This is a genomic window from Shewanella psychromarinicola (assembly GCF_003855155.1).
In the GTDB taxonomy this organism is placed as follows: Bacteria; Pseudomonadota; Gammaproteobacteria; order Enterobacterales; family Shewanellaceae; genus Shewanella; species Shewanella psychromarinicola.
In genome coordinates, this window is sequence record NZ_CP034073.1 from 4,601,757 (window position 1) to 4,627,054 (window position 25,298).

The window sequence follows — 25,298 nt, forward strand, 5'->3', positions numbered from 1 at the left end:
TTATTAGTCTGTCCTTGCTCAGAGTCGGGCAAAATCGTTGAATAAGGCTACACCCATCAACATTAGCAGCAAAGCTGCGCCAAACCTGAAACCTATTTCCTGCACCTTTTCGGGTACAGGCTTACCAGTAATCACTTCTATAAAGTAATACAGCAAGTGTCCACCATCGAGCACTGGCAGAGGCATTAAGTTAATAATGCCTAAGTTAACGCTGATGAGCGCAATAAAACCTAGAAAGTACACTAAGCCGTAACTTGCACTGGCGCCTGCGCCTTGTGCAATCGAAATAGGACCACTAAGATTTTTCACCGATACATCGCCGGTAAATAATTTCCCGATCATCTTAAAGCTGACGACAACGAGTTGCCACGTTTTGTCAGCTGCAGCAATAACCGAATCTACTATGCCATACTCAAGCTCAAAGCGCATATTATCAGGCCATTGGTCTTGGGTTGGGCTAATTCCAACAATCCCGATAGTCTCACCGTCAGGATTTTGTTGTGCTTTTGGCACAACATTAACATTGATGAGTTCACCTTGACGTATCAATGTCATATTAATATTTTTGTTAGCAGAGCTTTGTACCACATCAACAAACGTATTCCAATCGCTGTATGGCGTGTCATTAATGTTGACTAATTTATCGCCAACTTTAATACCTGCTTGCTCTGCCGCACTGTTTTTACTGACTGCGGCAATGGTTGGATCGATCCCAGGGCGAAAAATACCCAAACCTAATGAGGTTATAGGAGATTCTTTTTCGGGATCAAATGCCCACTGGCGGGTATCAAGTTTTACGGTGCGAGCCGGCATATCCATGCCTGATAATTCAGATAGTGGCGCCAAGGTTAACTCAATACTGTCGTCACCAATATGACCGACTAAGGCTAAGTTAACCTCTTGCCAAGTGCGTACCTTGCGTCCTGATACTGCCATAATCTGTTGCGGCTCAACCAAGCGAATAACACTGGCAGGGCTATCTAACTTGGTACTGTCAATGACCGGTTTTATCGACGGAGTACCAATAAGGTACATGACATATAGGGCCAAAATAGCAAAAATAAAGTTAGCAATGGGGCCTGCTGACACAATCGCAATACGCTGCCACACTGTTTTACGGTTAAACGCTTGATCAAGTAGATGTTCAGGCACCTCTTCAACGCGCTCATCGAGCATTTTGACATAGCCACCGAGTGGGATCATGGCGACAACATATTCAGTGCCATCTTTACCCACTTTGCGCCAAATCGCTTTGCCAAAACCAATAGAGAAGCGCTCGACTTTAACACCACAGCGACGGGCAACCCAAAAGTGGCCATATTCGTGTGCGGTAATCAAAATACCTAAAGCGACAATAAAAGAACCTAAGCTCCAAAAAAAATCTATCATTATTCCTCTGAACTAATTAAGTGCTTTAATGGCAGACATTGCTGTCGTGCGTGTTTGTGCATCTAACTGTAAAATATCGTCAATACTGGCTAAGCGAGTTTGTTGTACCTGGTCTAAACAACGTGCGTTTATAGTTGCAATATCAGTAAAACGGATCTGACCCTTTAAGAAAGCATCAACGGCAACTTCGTTAGCAGCATTTAATACTGTGGTGGCTTCTTGCCCTTGTTCACAGGCTTGCATGGCTAAACGCAAACAGGGAAAACGACTGAAGTCAGGTTCACAAAAGCTTAATTGTCCGACTTTGAAAAAGTCTAAAGGTTCAACGCCAGCGTCAATTCTTTGCGGATAGCTCATAGAATGAGCAATGGGTGTACGCATATCGGGGTTACCCATTTGCGCAATAACAGAGCCATCTCGGTACTGCACCATTGAATGAATCACGCTTTGCGGGTGAATGACCACTTTGAGTTGTTCAGCCTGCGTGTTAAATAGCCAGCGGGCTTCGATAAACTCTAAACCTTTATTCATCATAGTGGCTGAATCAACAGAGATTTTAGGTCCCATAGACCAATTAGGGTGATTACACGCCTGAGCAGGCGTCATCGCACTCAGGGTGGTTAAATCAGTGTTTAAAAACGGCCCACCAGAACCGGTTAATAAAATATGTGAGATGCCATTGGCAGTCAGATCGCAATAGCCTAACTGGGCTTGTACATTAGTCGGTAAACATTGAAAAATCGCATTATGCTCGCTGTCGACAGGTAAAACGGTTGCTCCCGATGCTCTAGCCGTGTGCATAAATAACTCACCCGACATCACTAATGCTTCTTTGTTGGCTAACAACACCCGTTTACCCGCTTTAACGGCATCAAATGTCGGCACTAAACCAGCAGCACCAACAATGGCCGCCATAACGGTATCAGTGCGACTGTCTGTCACTAACGCGTTCAGAGCCTCAGCCCCTGTCGTCACTTGAGTAATGCAGTTTTTAGGTAATAATGCTTTCAGCTGCATAGCAGCGCTCTCGGCCACCATATGAGCATATTCAGGCTGATGGGTGATGCACAAGGCCAGCATTTTATTAACACTGGCATTGGCCACTAATCCATGGACATGAAAATCGGTAGGGTTATTTACAATCACGCTTAAAGTGCTTGCACCTATTGAGCCTGTTGCCCCTAAAATCACTATATTCTGCATTGGTATTACATCCACAGGGTGATATAGATAAAGGTAAATACTGGCAGTGCTGCGGTTAAACTGTCGATACGATCCAAAACACCACCGTGACCAGGTAAAATAGAGCCTGAATCTTTAATGTTAGCAGCACGTTTAAACATGCTTTCAGACAAATCGCCAAAAGCAGATGCCAGCGCAGTGACTAACGTGACCACAATGAGCAAGCCTAACTCTTGTTCTGGCGCGACATACATAATACCCGCAACCACAACCATAGTGGTAATTAAGCCACCCACTAAGCCCTCAAGTGTTTTAGCTGGGCTCACACTCGGCATCAATTTATGCTTACCTAACTTACGGCCAGCAAAATAAGCCCCCGTATCCGTAGCCCAAACCACTAGCATGACAAGAAACACTAATGCACCACCATAATAGGGGTGAACGTTGCTGCTTAATGATTTAAGCGCGATCAAAGAGGCAAAACACGGTATGAGTGTTAACTGGCCAAACATGGATTTCAACATTGGGCTGTCTTTCCATATTTTGGCACTTTTAGGAAAACTAAACACCAATACGCTGCTGACTATCCACCAAAATACACCGATAGTGATAATGGCAAGGTACATAGGGTGTAATTGCCCTTTAAACCACAACACATCAATGGGTACAGCTAAATTAAGCGCTATGAGTAAAAGACCGAGTGTCGCGGTAAAAGACCACTGGGTGACATTACAGCTTGGGTCAATAAAACTGCCCCACTCTTTTGCTGCAATTAAAAACACTGGCACTAACACCCAAGCAAACACATTTGCTGATAGTAAAAATATAGCCCCGAGTACAATTGGGATTAACCACAATGCTGTTATTATTCGTTGTTTTAGCAAGAAACTAATCCTCTTAAGATTTATATTGCGCGTATCTCTTCAATTTGACTCCCGGTCAAACCAAAACGGCGCTGCCGACGGGCAAAAATGGCAATGGCATTTCGAAATGCTTGCTCATCAAAGTCAGGCCATAGAGTGTCAGTAAACACAAACTCGGCATAGGCGGCCTGCCATAATACAAAATTACTAATGCGGTAGTCACCGCCAGTTCGGATCATTAAATCAACTTCGCTCTGACTTTGCATGCACAAATGTTCATTTAATGCTTCTTCAGTCATCTGACTGCTGCTGATTTCACCACTTTCAACTTTTTCGGCTAATTTTTGTGCTGCTTGCAAGATATCCCAACGTCCGCCATAGTTCGCCGCCACATTTAATATCAAACCGGTATTGGCAGCCGTTTTGTCTTGAGCCGACGCAATTTGCTTTTGCAAGCGAGGCGAAAAGCGACTGATATCACCAATAATATTGAGCTTAACTTGGTTTTTGTCGAGTAATTTTAATTCACGTTGTAACACTGTAAAAAACAGTTCCATTAGCAAACTGACTTCTTTATCTGGTCGGCGCCAATTTTCACTGGAAAATGCAAACAAGGTTAATGATTCAATACCAAGTTGACTTGCAGTACTTACCGCACGACGCACCGCTTTAACACCCGCTTTATGACCAAAAACCCGCGCTTTACCCTGCAGTTGTGCCCAGCGGCCATTGCCGTCCATAATAATCGCAACATGCTTAGGCAGAGATTGTTTTACCGCATCAGATAATTGTCCTGGCAGCAATTGCGAAGTCATTAACTCCGAATCGGCTTTAGGGTCTGATTCAAACTCAACTGTAGAAGACATCTACGACAATCCTTTATAAAAACAAACGCCGTGTAGTATACCCTTACACGGCGTGTTAACTCTAGCGTCTAAATTGACAGATTATACTTCCATCAACTCTTTTTCTTTCGTTGCTAGAATTTGATCAATATTTTTGATAGATGAATCAGTGTGCTTTTGCACTTCATCTTCACTACGACGAACATCATCTTCAGTACAGTCTTTGGCTTTTTCAAGCTTCTTGACTTCACTGATCGCATCACGACGCACGTTACGAATAGCAATACGGCCGTTTTCTGCTTCGTTACGGACCACTTTGATGAAGTCTTTACGACGTTCTTCAGTTAACGAAGGTAACGGAATACGTAGCGTTGCACCGGCAGTCATCGGGTTTAAGCCCAAATCAGAGCTCATGATTGCTTTTTCTACCGATTGAACTATCGATCTATCGAACACGTTTACAGTTAATGTACGAGAGTCTTCTACACCCACGTTAGCCACTTGATTAAGGGGTGACGTAGAGCCATAGCAAGAAACCTGAATAGAATCTAATAAACTTGGGTGTGCACGACCGGTGCGAACTTTCGCCATTTGGTTTTTAGTAGACTCAACGCATTTACTCATACGCTCACGCGCATCTAACATAATAGTATCAATCACAATAATTTCCTTTTTGTCACAAATTCATCTGTGTCTGAGCATTAGCCTAAGAATGACACATGCAATAAAACGGCTCAAACATTTAAATTATATAATGTAATATTTTTTGTGTCTGTGATTAAGCAGGTTTTTTACTGCTAATAATCGTACCTTCTTGTTCACCCATAATCACCCGGCGAAGTGCACCTGGCTTATTCATATTGAAGACAAGAATAGGCATATTATGATCACGCGCCATAGTAAATGCAGCAAGATCCATTACTTTTAATTCTGATTCAAGGACTTCCGCAAAAGTAAGCGTTTCATATTTAACCGCTTCAGGGTTTTTCATCGGGTCTGCAGAGTATACACCATCTACTTTAGTACCTTTTAGTACCACTTCAGCTTCAATCTCAATACCACGTAGACATGCTGCAGAATCCGTTGTACAAAATGGATTACCGGTACCCGCGGCAAAAATCACCACTCGACCAGACTTTAATAAACTAATTGCTTCTGTCCAGGTGTAGTCATCGCATACACCTTTGAGCGGGATAGCAGACATAAGGCGGGCATTAACATATGCACGGTGCAAGGCATCACGCATGGCTAAGCCATTCATTACGGTTGCTAACATACCCATGTGATCGCCCACTACGCGGTTCATGCCTGCTTTTGCTAAGCCTTCGCCACGAAATAGATTACCACCACCAATAACCACACCAACTTGAATTCCAAGTTCAACAAGCTCTTTCACTTCTTGTGCCATACGATCAAGTACTTTTGGGTCAATGCCGAAGCCTTCTTCACCCATTAATGCTTCACCGCTTAATTTAAGCAGAATGCGTCTAAACGCCGGTTTTGGATTGGTGCTCATAATTTTCATCCTGATCATAACAAAACCGCAGCGGTTGCTGCGGTCTTAGGGTATTTAGATAAAAGCGATTACGCTTTTTTAGTCGCTGCAATTTGTGCAGCTACTTCAGCAGCAAAATCTTCTGCTTTTTTCTCGATACCTTCACCCACTTCTAAACGAACGAAATTGGTTATTTTAGCGCCTTTCGATTTAAGAATTTCGCCAACCGTTTTCTTAGGTTCCATGATGAAAGCTTGACCAGTAAGAGATATCTCACCAGTGAACTTCTTCATACGACCGAAAACCATCTTCTCAGCGATTTCAGCAGGCTTGCCTTCATTCATCGCGATTTCGATTTGAAGCGCTTGCTCTTTTGCTACAAGTTCAGCAGGAACATCTTCAGGGTTAACGAAATCTGGCTTAGAAGCAGCAACGTGCATTGCGATGTGCTTTAGCGTTTCTTCATCAGCTTCGCCGGCTACAACAACACCAATACGATCACCGTGACGGTAAGATGCTAGGTTTGCACCTTCGATATACTCAACGCGACGAACGTTGATGTTTTCACCGATTTTAGTTACTAGCGCAACACGCGTTTCTTCAAACTGTGTTTTTAAGTCTTCGATAGTAACTTTAGATGCAGCAGCAACGTCTAACACTGAGTTAGCGAATGCTAGGAAGTTTGAATCTTTTGCAACGAAATCAGTTTGGCAGTTAACTTCTAATAGTGCAGCGAAACCGTCGCCATTCTTGATTAGAATTGTACCGTCAGCAGCGATGTTACCTGATTTTTTAGCAGCCTTCGCGGCGCCGCTTTTACGCATGTTATCAATTGCTAGTTCGATGTCACCGTCAGTTTCAGTCAGTGCATTCTTACAGTCCATCATGCCAGCGCCAGTGCGGTCACGAAGTTCTTTAACTTGGGCAGCAGTAATTGCCATTGTTAAATCCTCTAATTTAATTCGACTAATATTGCATTTATAAAACAGGGGCCGATTGGCCCCTGCTCACCAATTATCTTATTGGCAAATAAGGGGGATGGAAACCATCACGCCTTATTAAACAGCTTCTACGAAACCGTCTTGCTCTGCTTGTACCGCTAAATCTTGACCACGGCCAGCATTAGCAGCTTCAGCAACAGTAGAAGTGTACAAACGGATAGCACGCATCGCATCGTCGTTACCTGGAACGACATAGTTAACACCATCTGGTGCAGAGTTAGTATCAACAACTGCAACAACTGGGATACCTAGGTTGTTTGCTTCTTTAATAGCGATATGCTCATGGTCAGCACCGATAACGAATAATACGTCAGGTAAACCGCCCATGTTCTTGATTCCGCCTAAAGACTTTTCTAACTTGTCTAATTCGCGAGTACGCATTAGCGCTTCTTTCTTAGTTAACTTGTCGAAAGTACCGTCTACAGACTGACTTTCTAGCTCTTTAAGACGCTTGATTGACTGACGAACAGTTTTCCAGTTAGTTAGCATGCCGCCTAACCAACGGTGATCAACATAGTACTGATCACAAGAAAGTGCAGATGCTTTGATAGCTTCGCCAGCAGCGCGCTTAGTACCTACGAATAATACTTTACCTTTCTTAGAAGCAATGTTGCTAATGAAAGCTAAAGCTTCGTTGAACATTGGCACGGTATGCTCAAGGTTGATGATGTGTACACCATTACGAGCGCCGAAGATGAAAGGCTTCATCTTAGGATTCCAGTAACGAGTTTGGTGACCGAAGTGAACACCAGCTTGTAGCATGTCGCGCATTGAAACAGTAGTCATTGTATATACCTTAATGTAAGGGGTTAGACCTCCACGCATCCCATGTCTCGACTTTCTAACTTCCGTTAAGAATGAGAAAGCACCCCGAAAAATGTGTCGATACGTGTGTGATTTAGTATTTAAGTTAATTGCCATGTATAATGACCGCAATATTTTACGATTTGCCGAACAAGATGTATATCTAGCTTAAAAAAGCCGCGATTGACATCATATTAACTCGAACCGTACAACAACGATTTTACACATAACGGCGCGCTTTATACCATAAACGGCATGTAAATACAACTTTTTGCCGTAAAACCTTGGATAAAACATGCCTATTTTGACCGTCAAAGGATAGAGAGTTTTCATGAGTATTGTGATCAAAAATGCAGACGAAATAATAAAGATGCGTGCAGCGGGTAAATTAGCGGCGCAAGTATTAGAAATAGTGGCCCCACATGTTAAGGCAGGAGTGACCACAAATGAATTAAATGAGATTTGTGCTCAATATACCGAAGAACAAGGGGCTATTTCTGCGCCATTGAATTACCACGGATTTCCGAAGTCTATTTGTACCTCGGTTAACGAAGTCGTCTGCCACGGTATCCCTTGTGAATACGTCTTAAAAGATGGCGATATGATCAACCTTGATATTACTGTCATCAAAGACGGTTATCATGGTGATAGCTCAAAAATGTTTTTAATCGGCGAAGTGTCAGCAAAAGACAAACGTTTGAGTCGCATTGCCCAAGAAAGCTTGTATTTAGCCATTCGTAAAGTACGACCTGGTTTAAAATTAGGTGAAATTGGCACAACCATCGAAAAATTCATTAAGACAAGCAAAACAGGGCTTGATAAGTACTCCATCGTACAAGATTATTGTGGTCACGGTATTGGCACAGGGTTCCACGAAGAACCTCAAGTTGTTCATTATAAGAATAATGATAAAATCGTGCTAAGACCGGGTATGTGCTTTACGATCGAGCCAATGATCAATGCTGGTCGTCATACTACAGTATTGGATAAAAATGATAATTGGACGGTCACGACCTCTGATGGTAAGAATTCAGCACAGTGGGAACATACACTGTTAGTGACCCAAACCGGTGTAGAAGTGTTAACTTTGCGTGAAGAAGAAGACTTCCCACGGATCATTAACCACTAAAGACTTAAATTAGTAAGGACATCAATGAATACTGCGCTGGCCGCCAAAAACGCATTAATTGACTTAAACCAGCGCTTAGTTGAGCAATACACAGCAAAACATCCTATTGTTGATATTGTTAAACACCGTTGTCAATTTGTTGATGCTTTACTAATGCAAGCTTGGCAAGATTTCTCATTAAATAATGGTCATCTTGCCCTCGTTGCCGTTGGCGGCTATGGCCGTGGTGAGCTGCATCCACATTCAGACATTGACTTACTGTTTTTAGTTGACGATGAACAACTATCGCCAGAGATTGAAAACCAGCTGAGTCAACTTATTACTTATCTTTGGGATACTGGGCTTGAGATAGGCCACAGTGTTCGCACTATCTCGCAAACCATTGAGCAAGGCAAAGCAGACATCACCATTGCGACCAATCTGATCGAAGCCAGATTACTCACCGGCAGTGAATTCCTATTTGACGTGTTATATGACGCCGTCCGTCAACAAGACTTTTGGCCCTCTTATGACTTTTATAACGCCAAGAAAGATGAACAAACCGCGCGCCACAGTAAAGCCAGTGCCTTTGATTTAGAACCTAACATTAAAACCTGCCCTGGCGGATTACGCGATATTCAGACCATAGCATGGGTCGCGATGCGCCATTTTGATGCTGCTAAATTAGAAGATTTAGTCGAGCACGATTTTCTAGCGCCAGCCGAATTAGCTGAATTACTGGAATGCCAAAATTTTCTGTGGGAAATCCGTTTTGCACTCCACATCACCGCTAATCGTAACGAAAACCGTTTATTGTTCGATTTACAACGACAAATCGCCAGTTTATTAGGTTACGAAGATGCAACCCAATTAGCCGTCGAGCAGATGATGAAACGCTACTATCGCACGGTGCGCCGCGTGATGGAGCTTAATCAGATGCTGCTGCAATTGTTTAAGCGCGCCACATTAGGTCACACTCAAGCGTTAGAAATACAGCCCATTAGTGAGGTTTATCAACGTCGAGGTCGTTATATCGAAGTGTTGGATGACGATTTGTTTAGCTGTCATAACGAAGAAATATTACGTTTATTTCTACTGGTGGCTAAAAATTCCAATATCCAAGAAATCTATGCGCCCACGTTAAGATTATTGCGTAATACTCGTAGATCACTAACATCACCCTTACAGGAAAACCCCGCGTGTCGAAAAGTGTTTATGGAGATCCTAAAACATCCACGAGGTATTGCTGCATTTTCATTAATGCACCAACACGGTATTTTATCGTCTTACTTACCGGCTTGGCGCAAGATTGAAGGCCAGATGCAATTTGATTTATTTCATGCCTATACCGTTGATGAACACACCCATAGATTACTGCTCAATATTGACCGATTTTCACACGTTGAACAAAAAGATGAATTCCCACTGGGCGCCATCTTAATTAATCAATTACCGAAAAGAGGTTTATTGGTACTCGGGGCAATTTTTCATGATATTGCCAAAGGCCGTGGCGGCGATCACAGCAAATTAGGCTCAAAAGATGCCATCGATTTCTGTAAATTACATGGCATGAATGACCATGACGGACGTTTAGTGGCATGGTTAGTTGAAAATCACCTCGTGATGTCGATCACAGCTCAACGCAGAGATATTTCCGATCCAGAAGTGGTTGCACTGTTTGCTGAAAAAGTCCGCGACGCAGCGCATTTAAGTTATTTATATTGCCTCACTGTCGCCGACATCTGTGCCACCAATGAGAAAACGTGGAATAATTGGAAAGGATCATTGCTGCGCGATTTGTATTTTTCAACCCAAAGAGTATTAGCTCGGGGTAAAGAAAAACCAGTCGATGTTAAAGCGCGAGTTAAAGAGATCCAAGCCAAAGCTAAAAAAGAACTTATTCGTCGTGGCCTAAAAGAAAAAGACATGGATGCACTCTGGACACGTTTCAAAGCAGAATACTTTTTACGCCATCAACCGACTCAAGTGGCTTGGCACGCAGAAGCCATTTTAAAACATCATCACGACGAGCCATTAGTGTTAATGTCAAAGCATACCACTCGAGGTGGTACAGAACTCTTTGTCTACAGCAAAGATAAACCCAAACTTTTTGCCACCGTGATGACGGTTTTAGACAATAAAAATATCAATGTTCATGACGCTAACATCATGACATCAAAAGATGATTATGCACTCGACACCTTTGTGATTTTAGAACAAGATGGCGAACCGATTATCCAATTATCGCGCATTCAAAGTATCCGTAAAGCACTCGAAAAAGCCTTGGCTACTGAAAACCCAAAACTGCCGAAGTTTAGAAAATTAGCCCGGATCATGAAACCTTTTAATGTTGCCACTCATGTGAGTTTCTTACCCAGTGCTCGCCATGGTACAAGTATGATGGAATTAATCACCTTAGACACGCCTGGCCTATTGGCCAAAGTCGGTGACATTCTCTATCGTTGTAATGTGACACTATTGGCGGCTAAAATTACCACTATTGGTGAACGTGCAGAAGACTTTTTTATTTTACAAAACCAAAGTGCTTCAGCCCTAGATGAGCAACAACAACAGCAATTGTCTGCTGCGCTAACACTTGCACTAAAATCATCTAACTAATTTTTAACCTTACTATTATGCTACTAATCATTTAATACCGGGAGAAAACAATGGAGGCTTTACGCCAACGCATTGAAACAGCATTCGAAACACGTCAAAACATCTCACCATCTAACGTAGAACCAAGTGTTCGCGCCGATGTTGAAACCGTGATCAATATGCTCGATAAAGGCCAAGTTCGTGTTGCAGAAAAAATTGCTGGTGAATGGCATGTCCACCAATGGCTCAAAAAAGCCGTACTACTGTCTTTTCGCATCTTTGATAACAGCGTGATTGACGGTGGTGACACCAAGTATTTCGACAAAGTCCCGCAGAAATTTGCCGATTATGACGAAGCTCGTTTTAAAGCAGAAGGGATCCGTGTTGTGCCACCCGCAACCGTTCGTAAAGGCTCATTTATCGGTAAAAATACTGTATTAATGCCATCTTACGTTAACTTAGGCGCTTATGTTGATGAAGGCACTATGGTTGATACATGGGCAACGGTTGGTTCCTGCGCACAGATTGGTAAAAACGTTCACTTATCTGGTGGGGTTGGGATCGGTGGTGTATTAGAGCCGTTACAAGCTGGCCCAACCATCATTGAAGACAACTGCTTTATTGGCGCTCGCAGCGAAATCGTTGAGGGTGTGGTGGTTGAAGAAGGTAGCGTGATTTCAATGGGCGTTTACATTGGTCAAAGCACCCGAATTTTTGATCGCGAAACCGGCCAAGTGCATTATGGTCGCATTCCAGCAGGATCGGTTGTGGTATCAGGTAACTTGCCATCGGCTTGTGGCACTTACAGCTTATATGCGGCGATTATTGTTAAAAAGGTCGATGCGAAAACCCGTGGTAAAGTCGGGATCAATGAACTATTACGGATCGTTGATTAATTGATCTTTGATGAAATAATAAGGCTCAATGAATTATTGAGCCTTTTCATACAATTAGCTTTTATTCACTAGAAAAAACATGATAATAAAAAATAAGCCCTTTTCTTTCAACTAGTTATGTGGCGACACTCTGAATGCGACACGATTTGTTACTCCCAGTTACATTTTGTCGAACTGAGGGGGGTTTGTTACACAAAGTGACACCAATTACACTTCATTTCTAGGTGAAAATGGCCTTTACTTTAAAGGTTAGGTAAAGGAGTCACTATGAAAACTATTATCGTACTTACAGCCTTATCCTTATCACTTTGGTCAATGAACAGCCAAGCTGCTATGGATCCCAATGTAGAAAACACCTTAATTGCCGTCTGTAAAGCTGGCGCTAGCAATAAGGTATTCCAATTTAATGACACAATGAAAAGCTATCGTATCAATAAGGCTAGGATCTTTCCTCGCCTCGTTTGTAACGGCGAAAGTTTTCATCAATTTACCCTTAGTCGCAATGCCGATAAAACAGCCCGTTTAATTGCGCCCTATGCCGAAGCTCATGTCAGCATTCGTGACTTAGCTTATCTAGGTGAGACCCAGCCTTTATATGATGTTCGCTATTAACAATAATACTTGTAATAACCCTTAACCACCTAACAATGAAGACAATCCGTATTAACCCATATACACCTAAGCCAATATTTACCCCTATAAATCACCAAGCTAAATTCATAATCTATAGCGCCGCAGGGATGCGGCTCTAGGCGCTAAAATGCATCTAAAAATGAGTCTATCAACATTAATAAGCGTTAAATGACCATTAATAAGAGAGTTGCAATGCCTCCCCCCTGAAGCCTAGTCAAACATCGAGTACCGTCATTGCAACGCAATGAATTTTTAGTCTATTTTTAAATACTAATCCTAAAAAGCGATTGTTTGAGTCGGTAAATCATCTTGGTTAAAAATGTTATTGCTGCAATGCTATGATTTAGATGCTGTGCTTTAAAACACTTTATTTTAAAATACTACGGTCTTATTACCGTACACCACAACTTGCTCGTTGAGAACTAATTGCAATGCTTTGCTTAATACACTTTTTTCAACATCACGGCCATTATGAGCTAACTCTTCAGCGCTAAAGCTGTGGTCAACCGAAATCACATCTTGTTTAATAATAGGCCCTTCATCAAGATTGTTATTCACGAAATGAGCGGTGGCACCGATGATTTTAACACCGCGATCCCAGGCTTGTTTGTAAGGTGATGCACCAATAAAAGCCGGCAGAAACGAATGATGAATATTAATAATTTTATCTGGAAATGCTGACACAAACTCAGGCGTTAGCACTCGCATATATTTAGCTAACACTAAAAAGTCGGTATCATAAGGTTTAATCACCGCTAACATCGCCTGCTCATGTTCCTGGCGATTTAAGCCTTCATGGCTAACATAATGAAATGGAATATTAAACTTTTCAGTTAATTGTTGCAGCACATCATAATTACCCACTACAGCAGCAATCTCAACATCTAAGCCGCCGTAATAAGACTTCATTAAAATATCACCTAAACAATGCGCTTCTTTGGTCACCATGATAACAATGCGCTTTTTACCCGTATCGACTAGCCTCATGCGATTTTGAGCAGGCAAGACATCACGTAATTCAGTTAATAGGCGCTCATCATCAAACAGGCCTTCAAGCTCTGCGCGCATAAAAAAGCGACCTTGAGTATGGTCAACGAATTCGGTGTTTTTAATAATATTTAATTGATGAGCGAAACAAACGTTGGTGATTTTGGCAATTAACCCCTGAGCATCAGCACAATCGGTTATCAACACTTTTCGCTGTAATTTGGCTGGATTAATAATGGTTTTATCTTGATGGCTCACGCGTACAACTCCTGTTAAATGACGGCCTAACAGTGTGCCATTGAAATACAAATTTGGGGGATGTTTTTAATGGGAATGACTCATAAAAGATAAAAAAGGTTTGTTTAAAAACAAAAACCTCAAAAATGCACTACAAGTGAATCAAAAATGCTACAACCATCCGAGCTAACGTCGAGAGTCTAGATATTTTTGCAGTAATTTACGCAGTGTTTCAGCCTTGGTGCCATAGACCACTTGTACGCCTTTGCCCATGACCACCACGCCTTTGGCCCCTAAACGCATTAATCTCGCTTTATCGATTAAATCAGCTTGATTAACACTAATACGTAAGCGGGTTAAACACGCATTAATCTCAACAATATTCTCGCGACCACCTAAGGCTGAAATCATCGCGCGTAAACTCTCTTTTGGCTCTGCAGGGTGATGACTTGGCTCTATTCGTCCTGGTGTTTTTAAATTAAAGGCTAAAATACTGGCCCTGAAGATAGCGTAATAGATTAATGCTGTCAGCGGCCCAAGCAACCAGATCCAATGGGTATTGGCAGAGCGAGAAAACAATAAACTAAAATCGACTAAGCCATGGGAAAACACAATGCTGTGATGTACTTCGAGTAAAATACACACGCTATAAGCAATACCGGTCAGTAATGCATGCACAATAAAGAGAATGGGCGCGACAAACATAAAGGCAAATTCTATTGGCTCGGTCACTCCAGTCAACCAACTTGCCGTAGCCGCAGATAACATAATCCCTGCAACCCGATTGCGCTGAGGTTTATCTGCGCAACGCCAAATAGCTAGCGCTGCAGCAGGTAAGCCCCACATTTTAATTAAGTAACCTCCGGCGAGATTTCCCGCCAACGGATCACCGGCTAAATAACGAGCCACCTCACCTTTTACCACGGTGCCTTGGTTAATGTACTGTCCTACTTCAAGATAAAATGGCGCATTCCAAATATGATGTAATCCGAGTGGAATTAATAAACGTTCAACGGTGCCATAAACACCAAACGCAATGGCGGGATCTTGGTATACAGACCAATCAGAAAGATTTTCAATAACATGCGACAAAGGCGGCCAGACATGGACCAGCAAATAGGCCAGCACCATAGACAGAGGAATAACAATTATGGGTGCACTACGACGGCCTTCAAAAAATGAAAAAATAGCCGGTAATTTAACATGTTGACTGATTCTAACCGCTAGGCAAGTGATTGCCCCAACTAACATTCCACCCGCAATACCGGTATCAATAGTTTGCATGCCCCACAGTGGCCGTGAGACTAAACCATATATGTCGGTCAGGGCACCCATGGTGGATAAAAACACCCCAAAACCAAACACGGCAGAAAATGCGGCAATGCCTTGATCTCGACAAAATCCGATGGCCACCGCGACACTAAATAATAAAGGCATCATAGTAAATACCAGATTACCTACTGCAAACAACACAGTATTTAATTCTGGCGGAATAAATGACAATGGATTGACAGTTAAGCCTAGCATTACCCCTGCTGCAGGCAAGATCGCAATCGGGATCAATAGCGCCTGGCTTAGGCGCTGGGCAAACTTAAACCACTGCTGGGTAATAAAATTTACACTACGTTTTCCGATGTGACGGCGTTGTGCCAACTGGCTATCCATTTTTTAGCTTCTGTTTCTGGTTCCATCGTTTCACAGGCATCAATCTCTAATCGTTCAGTAAGCGGTGTGGCTCCTAGCTCTGTTAACAATTGATCAAATTGCTTAATAGCCCCGCAAAAAGTGTCATAACTTGAATCACCTAATCCTATTAGGCTGTATTGCAATAATGGTAAATACGGTGCACTGGATTTAAGCTCGTTAAACCAAGGAAAAATATCTTCAGGTACCTCCCCTTCGCCAGTGGTTGAAGACACGATAATCAATAGCTCATCTTGAGGAGGTACAAAACCAGATAATTCATTAGGTTGCCAAAGTTTAGTGGTAAAACCTAACGTTGCAATTGCCTTAGTCACTGTTTCAGCTGTAAATTGTGCACTACCATAAACGGTACCAAAAACAACGTTGACCTTTTTCATGGTATACTTTCCCCTTAAATGAAATGCGATATAAAATACCTTGAGTCTTAATAACTTACCTTACTGTATTCTTTTGGTCTCTCGCAAGTGTCTTTTATAGTATGTTGTTTAATTGGACCGCCCAACGCAGGTTGGTTTAATATAAAGCAACGCAGTAACGGAACCAAGACGATGCGACAACTGAGCAGAAAGCGAAAATTAAAACTCCAACACAAATTCGCCCACATTCGCCGCAACTATTATTTCCACATGGAGCAAAAGCAACACGAGAGCTTACCGCCCATCGCGGAATTTGAAAAACTCAAAGCCTTGCTGGCTGATCGAATGAATTAGCTTAATAAGATACTTGGTATCGATGATAATTGATCATCACCCCAGCCAAACTCGCTGAAAATATCTAACCACTCAGACTCTAGTTCCGTCTCTATGTGCATTGCTTGCTGCGTTACAGGATGCACAAACTGTAAGCTTTTGGCTATGAGCCATAGGCGATTAACATGGAAGTGCTCACGAAAAAACTTATTTTGCTTGCCATCGCCATGGGTGGTATCACCGACTATTGGATGACGTAAGTGCGCCATATGGCGACGTAACTGATGCTTTCGCCCTGTGTGGGGACTGAGTCTTACCAATCCGTAACGACTAGTTGGATAGCGACCTGAACTAAAAGGTATTTCGGTATTCAATAATGGTTGATAATCCGTCACCGCTTCTTGTGCCGCTTTATTGGGATCAACATGCTTATCGCCCAAATCATCAAACTCTTGTTTAAGGGCATAATCTAAGATACCAGACTCATGCATGTTGCCACGAACGATGGCTAAGTATTGCTTCTTAATACTGTGATCGGCAAATTGTTCACACAACAGCCGGGCCACCTCACTGGATTTAGCAAACAGCAACACTCCAGATGTAGGTCGATCAAGGCGGTGCACCGGAAAAACATGGCACCCCACCAAATCACGGGTCATCTGCATCGCAAAAAAGCGCTCTCTACGGGCTAAATAACTGCGATGAACTAATAAACCCGCCGGTTTATGTATCGCTACAATATGCTCGTCTTCAAATAATATATCGATATGAGGAGGCGGTAAGTCGTCATCGTGTTCGGTGTCTGCAGCAGAGGCATCATCAATGTCGTCTGAGCTTCTTTGATCACATAAGTCATCATTATCCAATGAGTATTCAACATCGTTATCTTTTGAGATCATGTTTATCACTTTCTTATTTTGTATTGGCCAAATGTGATGACGTTTATGGGTAGTTCGCTTAACGCTGACTTAGCAAGGCGTCAAATTGTTGTAGCTGGGTAATCATAACACTACCATGGGGCTTACTTTGCCACACATGTTCAGCCATTGGAGCCAAGGCCATATTGGTTGGCAAAGGTTGTCGCAGCACAATAAGCTCAGTCATTTTGGGAATGAAAATAAACTGCAGCCATTGCTCAAATGCCATTACATCGCAGCAAAATGGCGCCGTGCTGGTCATAGCAGATACAGATGGTGAAATATCAGACCAAAGCTGAAAATCCTTAAGCAATTGTTCTAATTTAATTAAATGATTTTTACTGGTTAAATAAAGCATAAAAGTGAACAACAACATCAAGGCTAAGTCGGAATATGATATCATTTAGTCAATTGAATACCCATCCAACTTCTTTGATTTAGTGACAACACCATGACCGAAATAACCACCTTAAGCCAGTTTCTAACGACCGCAAATACTCAATTCCAAATATATGATTTAGGTCGCCGGGTGCAACATATCGATATGGTCGCCTTTCAGCAAATTGACTCTTTACTGGCGCCATATCCTTATCCCATTCAAGGTCATGCGCAGTTTGCTATCGTATTTTGGCAACAACAGCAATTACCTTATATTTGGTTTGTAAAATTACCGTTAGATGAGCAAGGCCTATTATCACCGGCGCCGCGGACTCAGTTTATTAAGATGATCTTAGAAGCGCTAGGGCGTAATCCAACCCAAGAATTAACGGATGAGCAGCAAGAGCAATTAGCCAATCATCCTTTTAGCTTTAAGCCTAATCAGCACAAATTGGCATTATTTAATGCATTAGTCAGGCTTCAACTTGGCCAAGCTGCATCGAGCCAATATGAATTTGCCGCACAATATTTGTCTGGTCAAGCAGCACAAGACACTTGGCCACAACTGGGTTTACAAGGTTTAGCCGATATTTGCGTTCGCGCACATCAATTTAACCATCTTAATGACATGATTAACGCACTTGATCATGCTCCAATGGAAGTGCAAGCCGCACTTTGCCAATGCTTAGAACACATTAATATTGGTAAACGCCTTGCAGAGCATTTATTTAACCAATTAGAACAAGCTGAAGATCATATAAAAGTTATGTATTTAGCGGCATTGGCGTCTGATGTTCAATACAGTATGACAGCGATTAATCAGTTAAATGACCAACGAGGGTTAGACAACAACACGCTAATAACCATTGCGGCACGTAATTGGTTAGCCTTAAAAGATGATGCCATTCGTAAACACTATTTGGAAGCGCTAGCAAAACAGCCACAGCCCTTCTTTAATCAAGTTTTTGCTGATATCGTGGCAATACCTAGCTTGCGTCAAGGATTATTAGCCGACTTAAGGCATCCAGACAGAAGCGTTCAATTAGCAACCGCTATTGGCGGATTATTTAGAGCAACCAGCCTATGATGAGTGATTTTTTATTAATTGTTGCTTTAGTCGTGGTAGCGGCTTTTTTTTGGCAGCTAAGACAAATGGCAGAGTTAAGCAGGACCCTTACAGAACAAGCCTGTAAAAAACAAAATGTACAATTGCTCGCTATTGCAATGGTGTCAGCCCGTCCAAGCATCGGTGGCAGTACCGGTATCTGTTGGAAAGCAACATTTATGTTCGAATTTAGTACCGATGGCCTCAACCAATATCAAGGCCATATTTTAATGCATGGTAATCGTGTAAAAAAAATCGAATGGCCCATTTTTCCAGAACCAGAATGGATGGATGCCCCTATGGCCAGTGGTAAATTTGGCGGATGCGGCAGCAGTAAAAGTTGCGGTTCAGGCAAATGCAACTAGTGAGTCAAATGAGTAAGGTTCATTTAAGCATTATAAGGGCACGTCAAGCCGCTTTTACCGAGTAAGCTCACCTCTTCCCGAGTTGAGGTTCATTTATCGCTATTTTGCCATTCATGAGCAAAATAGCGTTTTTATTGTCGACCCGATTTACCGACAAAGGAAATGCATTATCGATCTCGCCATTAGGCTTTAGGCTTATCAATCACTTTATAATCGAGATAAGTCACCGTTTGGATGCTATCAAGAGATTTAAAAATTGCCGCAGTACCGTTAATGATGGTTGATGTATGTTCAGGCATCACTAAACCTTCAAAAACACCAAATACCAACTCTAATTCAAATTTAGTCAGCGTGACGGTAAATGCCGGATTCAACTCATCGGTATTGCTGATCAAAATTTTTCTTAACTGCTTAGACGCTTTATCTAAATAAAGCACGCCAGTTAGGGCTTCATTATCGAGTTCTTCAATATTGGGTACAAATTTAAACACTAGGTTGGAGTCATCATCACCAACAAATACAAGTGTGGTTACATCAATAAGATCAGAAAATGCCACTTCATGACTGTTTTCATCTTTGTCTTGATTAAGATCTTGTTGATGTTGTTGATATTTGTCTACACGTTTTTTATCCGGTGTTTCACCATTTTCAGACACTAACGTCCATCGTTGTGTTTCAGGCTGTGAAGCATCAAATTGCTCTATCCGTGTTAAGTCAGGCATCACCGTATGCTGTGCGTATTGCCAACGTACATTTGAGTCATCGGTATTATGATTAATATCGCTTAATGCCTGCTCAACCCATTGTTGCTCCTCTGGAGTCACCTCGGCATTAGCGCTATAGCAAATAAAACCAAGACTCATCGCCATCACTAATTTAAACAGCTTCATGTTTTCTCCTTAGTCAAACCCAATATCAACCTAACGTCATGCTTAAGTTCAAACATCATAGTGTTTACAATTTGACAACATAACAACGATAAGTTCCAGTCATCACGGAAAAAAAGCAAAAGAAAGGCCGCGACAGTAACTGCCGCGGCCTCTTGATCTCTTGTTAAGCTTTCCAGCTATAAATGTGCTCCCTGCACCATCCATACGTATCGCTTGCTTCCTGCTCTATCCTTGTTCAATCCTTGATGTTCCATGTACAATAAAGTACTTTCCCTCTTACTCGATTATCCTTTTACCGAGCCTGCTCCATCCTAAGCGTGTCCTTATATCATCCATGAAATTCTTACTCTATCCTGTCGCAAATCATTTGCGTACAATCTGGCATCCATTGCACACTATCATCCTGATAATGTTATAAAACCCGCTTAATCCGCTATTGCGTCCATTGAGCAAGCCTAACGTTTCATCCTGAAACTTAATACCGTCCATTATATCCATATACTCATGGTCTTCCACGACCGCTTTACTACCTTGTAATGTCCCTTCCCTAGGAACGAGATAAATAATAATTCATTTACCTAGACGTAAACAGGTACCTGTAAATGATTAAAATATTTCACAGACAACATAAATTAAAATAATGAACAAAATCAATAAATTAAATTTTCAGCAGACATATAAGCTATCAATTAGGTGGTTCGGCTCACACACTTTGTGAGATATATCTCACAAGGCGGCAGGCAAAAAAGGTAAACATCTAGTTAACGATTACTATTAACTAAACATCCTAAACCAGCAAACAGCTCAAACCCTGGCTTAAATCCGCTATTTTGCTTAACCTTAATCCATATAACCGAAGGAGAGTTGGTATTGATGAGTGCGGCAAACCAGCAAATCACGAGAGCAACCGTAATACGCTAATAACGGGTATACCCAAGCCACTTCAAGATGCTCGTTTCAAAGCTGTCGTAGGGTAACGGATCAAGGCAGTGATTGAAGATGATGGTGACTCCCTTTTAATATCACGATTCCTAGATCTTAAGTCCTAGATCCTAGAATCGAAGCGTCCTCGAAGGACAGCGTCCGCCCTAGAATCTAACACAAGGATAATTTCGCGGGCCTATTTTCGACAAGTCATGCTTGGACAAAAATAAATTAAACGAAGATCCTCACTCGAGAAATGTTGCTGAGAAAAATATGCTTAACGCTGCAAATCATCGACAGCTAAAAGCGGTGTGGCTGCAGTGAAAGCCGCACCGTTTTTTTAATCATCCGAGTGAATTTGCTTTGTTAGGTTCTAACTTGCCTTTCCCGCTTCTGTTGCTTCAGGAACCTCAACAAGACTCCCCGTTTTACAATCATAAATATAACCATAAATAGGGATATCACTTGGCACCATTGAATTATTTCTAATTCTTTCTACATCAGATAACACGCTTTTAGCTTGATCACTAATAGTCAGCCACTCAATAAACTTGCCGTCTGTAGTGCCACCACCAGCATGACTATCATGCCAGCCTGATCCGTCAACACTTGATGTTTTTAGACTTGCAGACAACAAATCAGCCATTATCTCATTATTAAATGTTTCCATTCCGCAATCTGTATGATGAATAACAAACCATTCTTTTGTGCCAAGTAATTTGTAAGAAATGACTAATGAACGGATAGCATCATCACTTGCTCTGCCGCCTGCGTTACGAATTACATGGGCATCACCTTCGGCAAGACCTGCATATTTAGCAGGATCTAAACGTGCGTCCATACATGTCAGGATGGCAAACTGCCTGCCAGGAGGCATTGGCAAATTGCCTTTATCCCCAAAACCAGCTACATAATCAGCATTTGCTGATGTTATTTCTTGTACTATTTTACTCACCTTTGTTCTCCTTTGTGGTGAAGCGTATTTTATTGTGCGTCCACTACATCGCAATTATGAATGTCGCGGTTATTATCTCAATTCTGGGGTAATTACACAGAATCTGTTACAGACTGATATAAGCAATGACATAAACTAACCAACTATCAATCGACCCCATAGGTGTTTGACTAACATCAATCAGATTAATGTGTCGCTTTATCTCCCCAAATGTCTGTTAACCTTTGGTCTCGACCACAATTCCAGCGATAAGCATGATACCGAATGGGACTGTTCTTATAGTAATCCTGATGGTAACTTTCATCGCCCTTAATTGGGTAAAAAATAGAAGCATTTAAGATTGGCGTAATAACGTTATTATTGGGAAATTGCTTTTCAATGTCCCTTTTAGACTGTTGGGCAATTTCCCTTTCTTTATCGTTTGCCACGAAAATCGCGCTTAAATAGCTTGTACCTTTATCACAAAATTGCCCCTTTGCATCAAAGGGATCTATGTTAACCCAGTAATAATCTAACAACTCTTTGTAACTCACCTTGCTAGGATCATAGGTTATTTGAACCGCTTCAAAATGACCGTCATGGTTGCCATTGTATGTGGGGTCTTTTAAGATTCCGCCTGTGAATCCTGAGATCACATCGGTTACGCCATCAAGTTTTTCAAAGTCTGATTCCATACACCAGAAACATCCTCCGGCCAAAATGGTTTTATCTGCAGTGGCATTAGCAGCATAAAACAATAAACTTGCTGCTAATATTATTAACACTAGTGTGTTTTTCATAATACCCTCCATTATTTTTCCGAGTTTATTGATGTGTTTGTATCTAAGATATTTACATTACGAAGTTAATGATTTAGAGGTTCACTATGCCCGAGAGTCGTGATGATTACCTCGGATTTGTTGTCTATTTTTACATAATAGATAGTTTTACTGCTAAATCAGCGTTGTTAACGCAATAGGTTAATCATTGAATTATTATTTAGGTAAGGGTCACGCGCGTCAGAATGCTCAAGATGACGAATTCAGGGTATCAATATAGAAATAGGCATACTCACTGTATGAATTAGGTCATAGGGCAAACATAAGACTCCACAAGGATAGATAAATATTCATCGTAATGAGTGCGCTATTAAGCTGCATGCCTATATGATGACATCCTAAATCAGTTTACACTTTGGGACTTATTATGAATCTTAGATTTGTTATTTACACAACCTTATTCACAGGATCCAAATGCCATAAACTTTTCGCCAAAAAGCAAAAAGGCACAACCTTAAGTTATAAGGTTGTGCCCATTAAACGCTTTTGTCAGCAATCCGGCTGAAAGTTTGCTCCCTGCACCATCCATGTAATTATGCTTCCTGCAGTCCTTTTCCCTGTTCTCATTTCCTTGTCTATTTGTGTATAACAAAAGACTCATGAGTGTCATTCCATTGAACAGCCGGTCCATTGGCTGAGCGTTAAATCCATATCAATCCGTTGAATCATCCATACTGCTTCCTGCAGTCCTGTCCCTTTACCCTTGTGTCGACTTTTTACTGTCTACACTCTTCCTTGATCCGGCTATCCATCTGCCGAGTTTATGCCCTAATCCGTGAGCATGTCCTTCCTAGTCTCATCCTTGAAATTCTTAAGCATCATTCGTTTTATTTCTCATCCTAAGAAAAGCAACTCATGACTCGCTTTCGATAACAATATTCTAACCACATAAAACGCCATGAAAAAGACACACGACATTTAACAAACAAATTAGCAACATCTAAAAAAGCATAAAAAGTTATAAGAAGCTGATTTTGTAGGATTAAAAATAATTGATGACGTTAAACACTGACAACTTAAAATAGGATCCCCTACAGACTTGTAGGATATGGCTTACAGAAGTGTGAGCAAGTTATTACTATCGGATTTTTTTACGCCATAAACGCATTAACATTTGACCAAACATGACCCAATCACCCCACAAGCTGTATAACGGGTAAGTGAATGTAGCTGGCCGATTTTTTTCAAACATAAAATGCCCTAACCATGCAAAACCATACCCAACTACAGGCACCCACAACAGCTGCCACCAATGCTGGTTAATCAAGGTATTAACAACAATCACCAAAATAATGCTACTGCCAATGTAATGCAGTCTTCGACAAACAGGATCTTGATGTTGCGACAGATAAAATGGGTAAAACTCTGCAAATGAAGAATAACGTTTAGGTTGCATTACTCACTCCTTTTTAATCACCAGCTAATCATATGCTCTGTTAATATTAGATTATGTAGTCTTGAGTTATACCTTGTTGTAAAATAATATTTCACCCTCGACATTGCCAACGTTAACGGTGGCAATACTAGTAAACCCTTGTTGTACTAATGCTTTATGATGTGAAGGATTACTGACAAATACCCCGACCCCATCGAGCCTACGTTGTTCATCACACCAACTCAATACCGCTTGAATGAGTTTGGCACCATAACCTTTATGCTGCTCATTAGGTGATAAGGCAATAAATTGTAAAATTCCGCATTTTTGAGAAGGAAGATGTTCTAAAATACAGGTTTCTTTTTGCATTAATCCCTGAGTTGATTTCCAGCCAGTCCCTAACATCATTTTGAAACGCCAATGCCAATAACGTCCCTCGCCCAGCGGCACTTGTTGAGTAATAACACACGCAACACCGATTAAACGGTCACCGTCAAATAGGCCAATCAAAGGTTGTTCTTGTTGCCATAATTCATTTAACTCTTCACGAATAGCGGCACGAAGTTTTTGTTCATATTGTTGAGTATCTTGTTGGCCGAGTACCTCGATAAAATAAGGGTCATCATGATAAGCATTATAGAGAATGGAAGCTGCAACCCGTATGTCTTCAGCGGTTAAATACACTGCACGTAGGGTTTCCAAGGTGTTATTGTCCATTATTATTCCTTGTTGATTAACTCTCTGAACTTAATTTAACAAGTTTGAAACAATCTACAAGTTTTGTTTATGCGTTTGACCTACAAAACGGTTATATACGACAGTTGTTTGCATTTTTTGTCATCAAGATTGATACTGAATTTATCGACTTAACCATTACAAGGAATGCATCAAATGGACACAACATTAAATGATCTAAGTCACTTATTTAAGCAATTAGGTTTGCCTCATCATCAAGAGGGGATCGATGACTTTGTTATCCAAAATAAACTTGATAAGCACACATTAATCACTGATGCTAATTGCTGGAACCCAGCTCAAAAAGCATTTTTAAAAGAGGCATTATTAGAAGACGCCCAATGGTCAGAAGTGATTGACCAATTGGACGTGATGATGCGAGCTGAAGCGTAATTGATTGTTAAT

General features: G+C 41.5%; 25 protein-coding genes. 7 read left to right on the forward strand and 18 right to left on the reverse strand.

What is annotated here, in order from left to right; genetic code table 11:
• Window positions 1-18 precede the first annotated feature (18 nt).
• From rseP to rpsB, 8 genes are all read right to left on the reverse strand, one after another.
• Window positions 19-1,389, reverse strand: coding sequence for a sigma E protease regulator RseP (gene rseP, locus EGC80_RS19990; protein WP_124011892.1), 1,371 nt, complete (start codon window positions 1,387-1,389; stop codon window positions 19-21).
• 12 nt (window positions 1,390-1,401) lie between these two features.
• On the reverse strand, window positions 1,402-2,592 hold the full coding sequence (ispC, locus tag EGC80_RS19995) for a 1-deoxy-D-xylulose-5-phosphate reductoisomerase (RefSeq protein ID WP_124011893.1): 1,191 nt from the start codon (window positions 2,590-2,592) through the stop codon (window positions 1,402-1,404).
• 5 nt (window positions 2,593-2,597) lie between these two features.
• The gene (locus EGC80_RS20000) at window positions 2,598-3,455 is read right to left on the reverse strand and encodes a phosphatidate cytidylyltransferase (protein WP_101032276.1); all 858 of its coding nucleotides are present in this window, start codon (window positions 3,453-3,455) and stop codon (window positions 2,598-2,600) included.
• A gap of 20 nt (window positions 3,456-3,475) precedes the next feature.
• The gene (gene uppS, locus EGC80_RS20005) at window positions 3,476-4,300 is read right to left on the reverse strand and encodes a polyprenyl diphosphate synthase (RefSeq protein ID WP_101032277.1); all 825 of its coding nucleotides are present in this window, start codon (window positions 4,298-4,300) and stop codon (window positions 3,476-3,478) included.
• Between the two features lie 81 nt (window positions 4,301-4,381).
• A complete protein-coding gene (gene frr / locus EGC80_RS20010; RefSeq protein WP_283107434.1) occupies window positions 4,382-4,924 on the reverse strand; it encodes a ribosome recycling factor in 543 nt (180 codons plus the stop codon).
• A 133-nt stretch (window positions 4,925-5,057) separates the two neighbouring features.
• A complete protein-coding gene (gene pyrH, locus EGC80_RS20015) occupies window positions 5,058-5,795 on the reverse strand; it encodes a UMP kinase (protein ID WP_101032279.1) in 738 nt (245 codons plus the stop codon).
• Between the two features lie 68 nt (window positions 5,796-5,863).
• Window positions 5,864-6,715, reverse strand: a complete 852-nt coding sequence (tsf, locus tag EGC80_RS20020) for a translation elongation factor Ts (RefSeq protein ID WP_101032280.1) — start codon at window positions 6,713-6,715, stop codon at window positions 5,864-5,866.
• Between the two features lie 117 nt (window positions 6,716-6,832).
• Complete coding sequence (gene rpsB, locus EGC80_RS20025) at window positions 6,833-7,561, reverse strand: 30S ribosomal protein S2 (protein ID WP_101032281.1); 729 nt, start codon at window positions 7,559-7,561, stop codon at window positions 6,833-6,835.
• A gap of 349 nt (window positions 7,562-7,910) precedes the next feature.
• Between rpsB and map the strand changes: the two genes are divergently transcribed.
• From map to EGC80_RS20045, 4 genes are all read left to right on the forward strand, one after another.
• A complete protein-coding gene (gene map / locus EGC80_RS20030; protein WP_124011894.1) occupies window positions 7,911-8,708 on the forward strand; it encodes a type I methionyl aminopeptidase in 798 nt (265 codons plus the stop codon).
• Window positions 8,709-8,732: 24 nt separating this feature from the next.
• A complete protein-coding gene (gene glnD / locus EGC80_RS20035) occupies window positions 8,733-11,306 on the forward strand; it encodes a bifunctional uridylyltransferase/uridylyl-removing protein GlnD (protein ID WP_124011895.1) in 2,574 nt (857 codons plus the stop codon).
• A gap of 50 nt (window positions 11,307-11,356) precedes the next feature.
• Window positions 11,357-12,181: a 2,3,4,5-tetrahydropyridine-2,6-dicarboxylate N-succinyltransferase gene (dapD, locus tag EGC80_RS20040; protein WP_101032284.1), complete on the forward strand. Its 825-nt coding sequence runs from the start codon at window positions 11,357-11,359 to the stop codon at window positions 12,179-12,181.
• A 267-nt stretch (window positions 12,182-12,448) separates the two neighbouring features.
• Window positions 12,449-12,793, forward strand: coding sequence for a DUF3718 domain-containing protein (locus EGC80_RS20045; protein WP_124011896.1), 345 nt, complete (start codon window positions 12,449-12,451; stop codon window positions 12,791-12,793).
• Window positions 12,794-13,186: 393 nt separating this feature from the next.
• On the opposite strand, the gene purU is transcribed toward EGC80_RS20045, so the two are convergent.
• From purU to EGC80_RS20070, 5 genes are all read right to left on the reverse strand, one after another.
• Entirely contained in the window at window positions 13,187-14,059 is an 873-nt protein-coding gene (gene purU, locus EGC80_RS20050; RefSeq protein ID WP_124011897.1) for a formyltetrahydrofolate deformylase, read from the reverse strand.
• A gap of 165 nt (window positions 14,060-14,224) precedes the next feature.
• Window positions 14,225-15,703 (reverse strand): PTS transporter subunit EIIC, encoded by a 1,479-nt coding sequence (locus tag EGC80_RS20055; RefSeq protein WP_124011898.1) that lies wholly within the window; start codon window positions 15,701-15,703, stop codon window positions 14,225-14,227.
• Complete coding sequence (locus EGC80_RS20060; protein ID WP_124011899.1) at window positions 15,655-16,119, reverse strand: flavodoxin; 465 nt, start codon at window positions 16,117-16,119, stop codon at window positions 15,655-15,657. Before EGC80_RS20060 ends, EGC80_RS20055 begins: the two co-directional genes overlap by 49 nt.
• Window positions 16,120-16,448: 329 nt before the next feature.
• Window positions 16,449-17,330, reverse strand: coding sequence for a tRNA pseudouridine(65) synthase TruC (truC, locus tag EGC80_RS20065; protein WP_124011900.1), 882 nt, complete (start codon window positions 17,328-17,330; stop codon window positions 16,449-16,451).
• Between the two features lie 58 nt (window positions 17,331-17,388).
• The gene (locus EGC80_RS20070; RefSeq protein ID WP_124011901.1) at window positions 17,389-17,751 is read right to left on the reverse strand and encodes a YqcC family protein; all 363 of its coding nucleotides are present in this window, start codon (window positions 17,749-17,751) and stop codon (window positions 17,389-17,391) included.
• 48 nt (window positions 17,752-17,799) lie between these two features.
• Here EGC80_RS20070 and EGC80_RS20075 point away from each other — a divergent pair, with 48 nt between their 5' ends.
• A complete protein-coding gene (locus EGC80_RS20075; protein ID WP_101032290.1) occupies window positions 17,800-18,813 on the forward strand; it encodes a DUF3549 family protein in 1,014 nt (337 codons plus the stop codon).
• Complete coding sequence (locus EGC80_RS20080; protein WP_101032291.1) at window positions 18,810-19,196, forward strand: DUF3301 domain-containing protein; 387 nt, start codon at window positions 18,810-18,812, stop codon at window positions 19,194-19,196. The genes EGC80_RS20075 and EGC80_RS20080 overlap by 4 nt, the downstream gene beginning before the upstream one ends.
• 182 nt (window positions 19,197-19,378) lie before the next feature.
• Here EGC80_RS20080 and EGC80_RS20085 read toward each other — a convergent pair whose 3' ends face one another.
• The 5 genes from EGC80_RS20085 to EGC80_RS20105 form a co-directional block, all read right to left on the reverse strand.
• Complete coding sequence (locus EGC80_RS20085; protein WP_124011902.1) at window positions 19,379-20,086, reverse strand: hypothetical protein; 708 nt, start codon at window positions 20,084-20,086, stop codon at window positions 19,379-19,381.
• 1,297 nt (window positions 20,087-21,383) lie between these two features.
• Window positions 21,384-21,965: a beta-class carbonic anhydrase gene (locus EGC80_RS20090; protein WP_124011903.1), complete on the reverse strand. Its 582-nt coding sequence runs from the start codon at window positions 21,963-21,965 to the stop codon at window positions 21,384-21,386.
• Between the two features lie 185 nt (window positions 21,966-22,150).
• The gene (msrA, locus tag EGC80_RS20095; protein ID WP_124011904.1) at window positions 22,151-22,744 is read right to left on the reverse strand and encodes a peptide-methionine (S)-S-oxide reductase MsrA; all 594 of its coding nucleotides are present in this window, start codon (window positions 22,742-22,744) and stop codon (window positions 22,151-22,153) included.
• Between the two features lie 1,117 nt (window positions 22,745-23,861).
• A complete protein-coding gene (locus tag EGC80_RS20100) occupies window positions 23,862-24,179 on the reverse strand; it encodes a DUF962 domain-containing protein (RefSeq protein WP_124011905.1) in 318 nt (105 codons plus the stop codon).
• Between the two features lie 66 nt (window positions 24,180-24,245).
• Window positions 24,246-24,875 (reverse strand): GNAT family N-acetyltransferase, encoded by a 630-nt coding sequence (locus EGC80_RS20105; RefSeq protein ID WP_124011906.1) that lies wholly within the window; start codon window positions 24,873-24,875, stop codon window positions 24,246-24,248.
• A 174-nt stretch (window positions 24,876-25,049) separates the two neighbouring features.
• Here EGC80_RS20105 and EGC80_RS20110 point away from each other — a divergent pair, with 174 nt between their 5' ends.
• Window positions 25,050-25,286: a DUF2789 domain-containing protein gene (locus tag EGC80_RS20110; RefSeq protein WP_124011907.1), complete on the forward strand. Its 237-nt coding sequence runs from the start codon at window positions 25,050-25,052 to the stop codon at window positions 25,284-25,286.
• The last annotated feature ends 12 nt before the right edge of the window (window positions 25,287-25,298 follow it).

What these genes read in the sequence shown, in the direction of transcription:
- rseP (WP_124011892.1), bottom strand. Translation starts at nt 1,389, where the DNA reads ATGATAGATTTTTTTTGGAGCTTAGGTTCTTTTATTGTCGCTTTAGGT.
- ispC (WP_124011893.1), bottom strand. Translation starts at nt 2,592, where the DNA reads ATGCAGAATATAGTGATTTTAGGGGCAACAGGCTCAATAGGTGCAAGC.
- uppS (WP_101032277.1), bottom strand. Translation starts at nt 4,300, where the DNA reads ATGTCTTCTACAGTTGAGTTTGAATCAGACCCTAAAGCCGATTCGGAG.
- frr (WP_283107434.1), bottom strand. Translation starts at nt 4,924, where the DNA reads ATGTTAGATGCGCGTGAGCGTATGAGTAAATGCGTTGAGTCTACTAAA.
- pyrH (WP_101032279.1), bottom strand. Translation starts at nt 5,795, where the DNA reads ATGAGCACCAATCCAAAACCGGCGTTTAGACGCATTCTGCTTAAATTA.
- tsf (WP_101032280.1), bottom strand. Translation starts at nt 6,715, where the DNA reads ATGGCAATTACTGCTGCCCAAGTTAAAGAACTTCGTGACCGCACTGGC.
- rpsB (WP_101032281.1), bottom strand. Translation starts at nt 7,561, where the DNA reads ATGACTACTGTTTCAATGCGCGACATGCTACAAGCTGGTGTTCACTTC.
- map (WP_124011894.1), top strand. Translation starts at nt 7,911, where the DNA reads ATGAGTATTGTGATCAAAAATGCAGACGAAATAATAAAGATGCGTGCA.
- glnD (WP_124011895.1), top strand. Translation starts at nt 8,733, where the DNA reads ATGAATACTGCGCTGGCCGCCAAAAACGCATTAATTGACTTAAACCAG.
- dapD (WP_101032284.1), top strand. Translation starts at nt 11,357, where the DNA reads ATGGAGGCTTTACGCCAACGCATTGAAACAGCATTCGAAACACGTCAA.
- EGC80_RS20045 (WP_124011896.1), top strand. Translation starts at nt 12,449, where the DNA reads ATGAAAACTATTATCGTACTTACAGCCTTATCCTTATCACTTTGGTCA.
- EGC80_RS20055 (WP_124011898.1), bottom strand. Translation starts at nt 15,703, where the DNA reads ATGGATAGCCAGTTGGCACAACGCCGTCACATCGGAAAACGTAGTGTA.
- EGC80_RS20060 (WP_124011899.1), bottom strand. Translation starts at nt 16,119, where the DNA reads ATGAAAAAGGTCAACGTTGTTTTTGGTACCGTTTATGGTAGTGCACAA.
- truC (WP_124011900.1), bottom strand. Translation starts at nt 17,330, where the DNA reads ATGATCTCAAAAGATAACGATGTTGAATACTCATTGGATAATGATGAC.
- EGC80_RS20070 (WP_124011901.1), bottom strand. Translation starts at nt 17,751, where the DNA reads ATGATATCATATTCCGACTTAGCCTTGATGTTGTTGTTCACTTTTATG.
- EGC80_RS20075 (WP_101032290.1), top strand. Translation starts at nt 17,800, where the DNA reads ATGACCGAAATAACCACCTTAAGCCAGTTTCTAACGACCGCAAATACT.
- EGC80_RS20080 (WP_101032291.1), top strand. Translation starts at nt 18,810, where the DNA reads ATGATGAGTGATTTTTTATTAATTGTTGCTTTAGTCGTGGTAGCGGCT.
- EGC80_RS20085 (WP_124011902.1), bottom strand. Translation starts at nt 20,086, where the DNA reads ATGAAGCTGTTTAAATTAGTGATGGCGATGAGTCTTGGTTTTATTTGC.
- msrA (WP_124011904.1), bottom strand. Translation starts at nt 22,744, where the DNA reads ATGAAAAACACACTAGTGTTAATAATATTAGCAGCAAGTTTATTGTTT.
- EGC80_RS20100 (WP_124011905.1), bottom strand. Translation starts at nt 24,179, where the DNA reads ATGCAACCTAAACGTTATTCTTCATTTGCAGAGTTTTACCCATTTTAT.
- EGC80_RS20105 (WP_124011906.1), bottom strand. Translation starts at nt 24,875, where the DNA reads ATGGACAATAACACCTTGGAAACCCTACGTGCAGTGTATTTAACCGCT.
- EGC80_RS20110 (WP_124011907.1), top strand. Translation starts at nt 25,050, where the DNA reads ATGGACACAACATTAAATGATCTAAGTCACTTATTTAAGCAATTAGGT.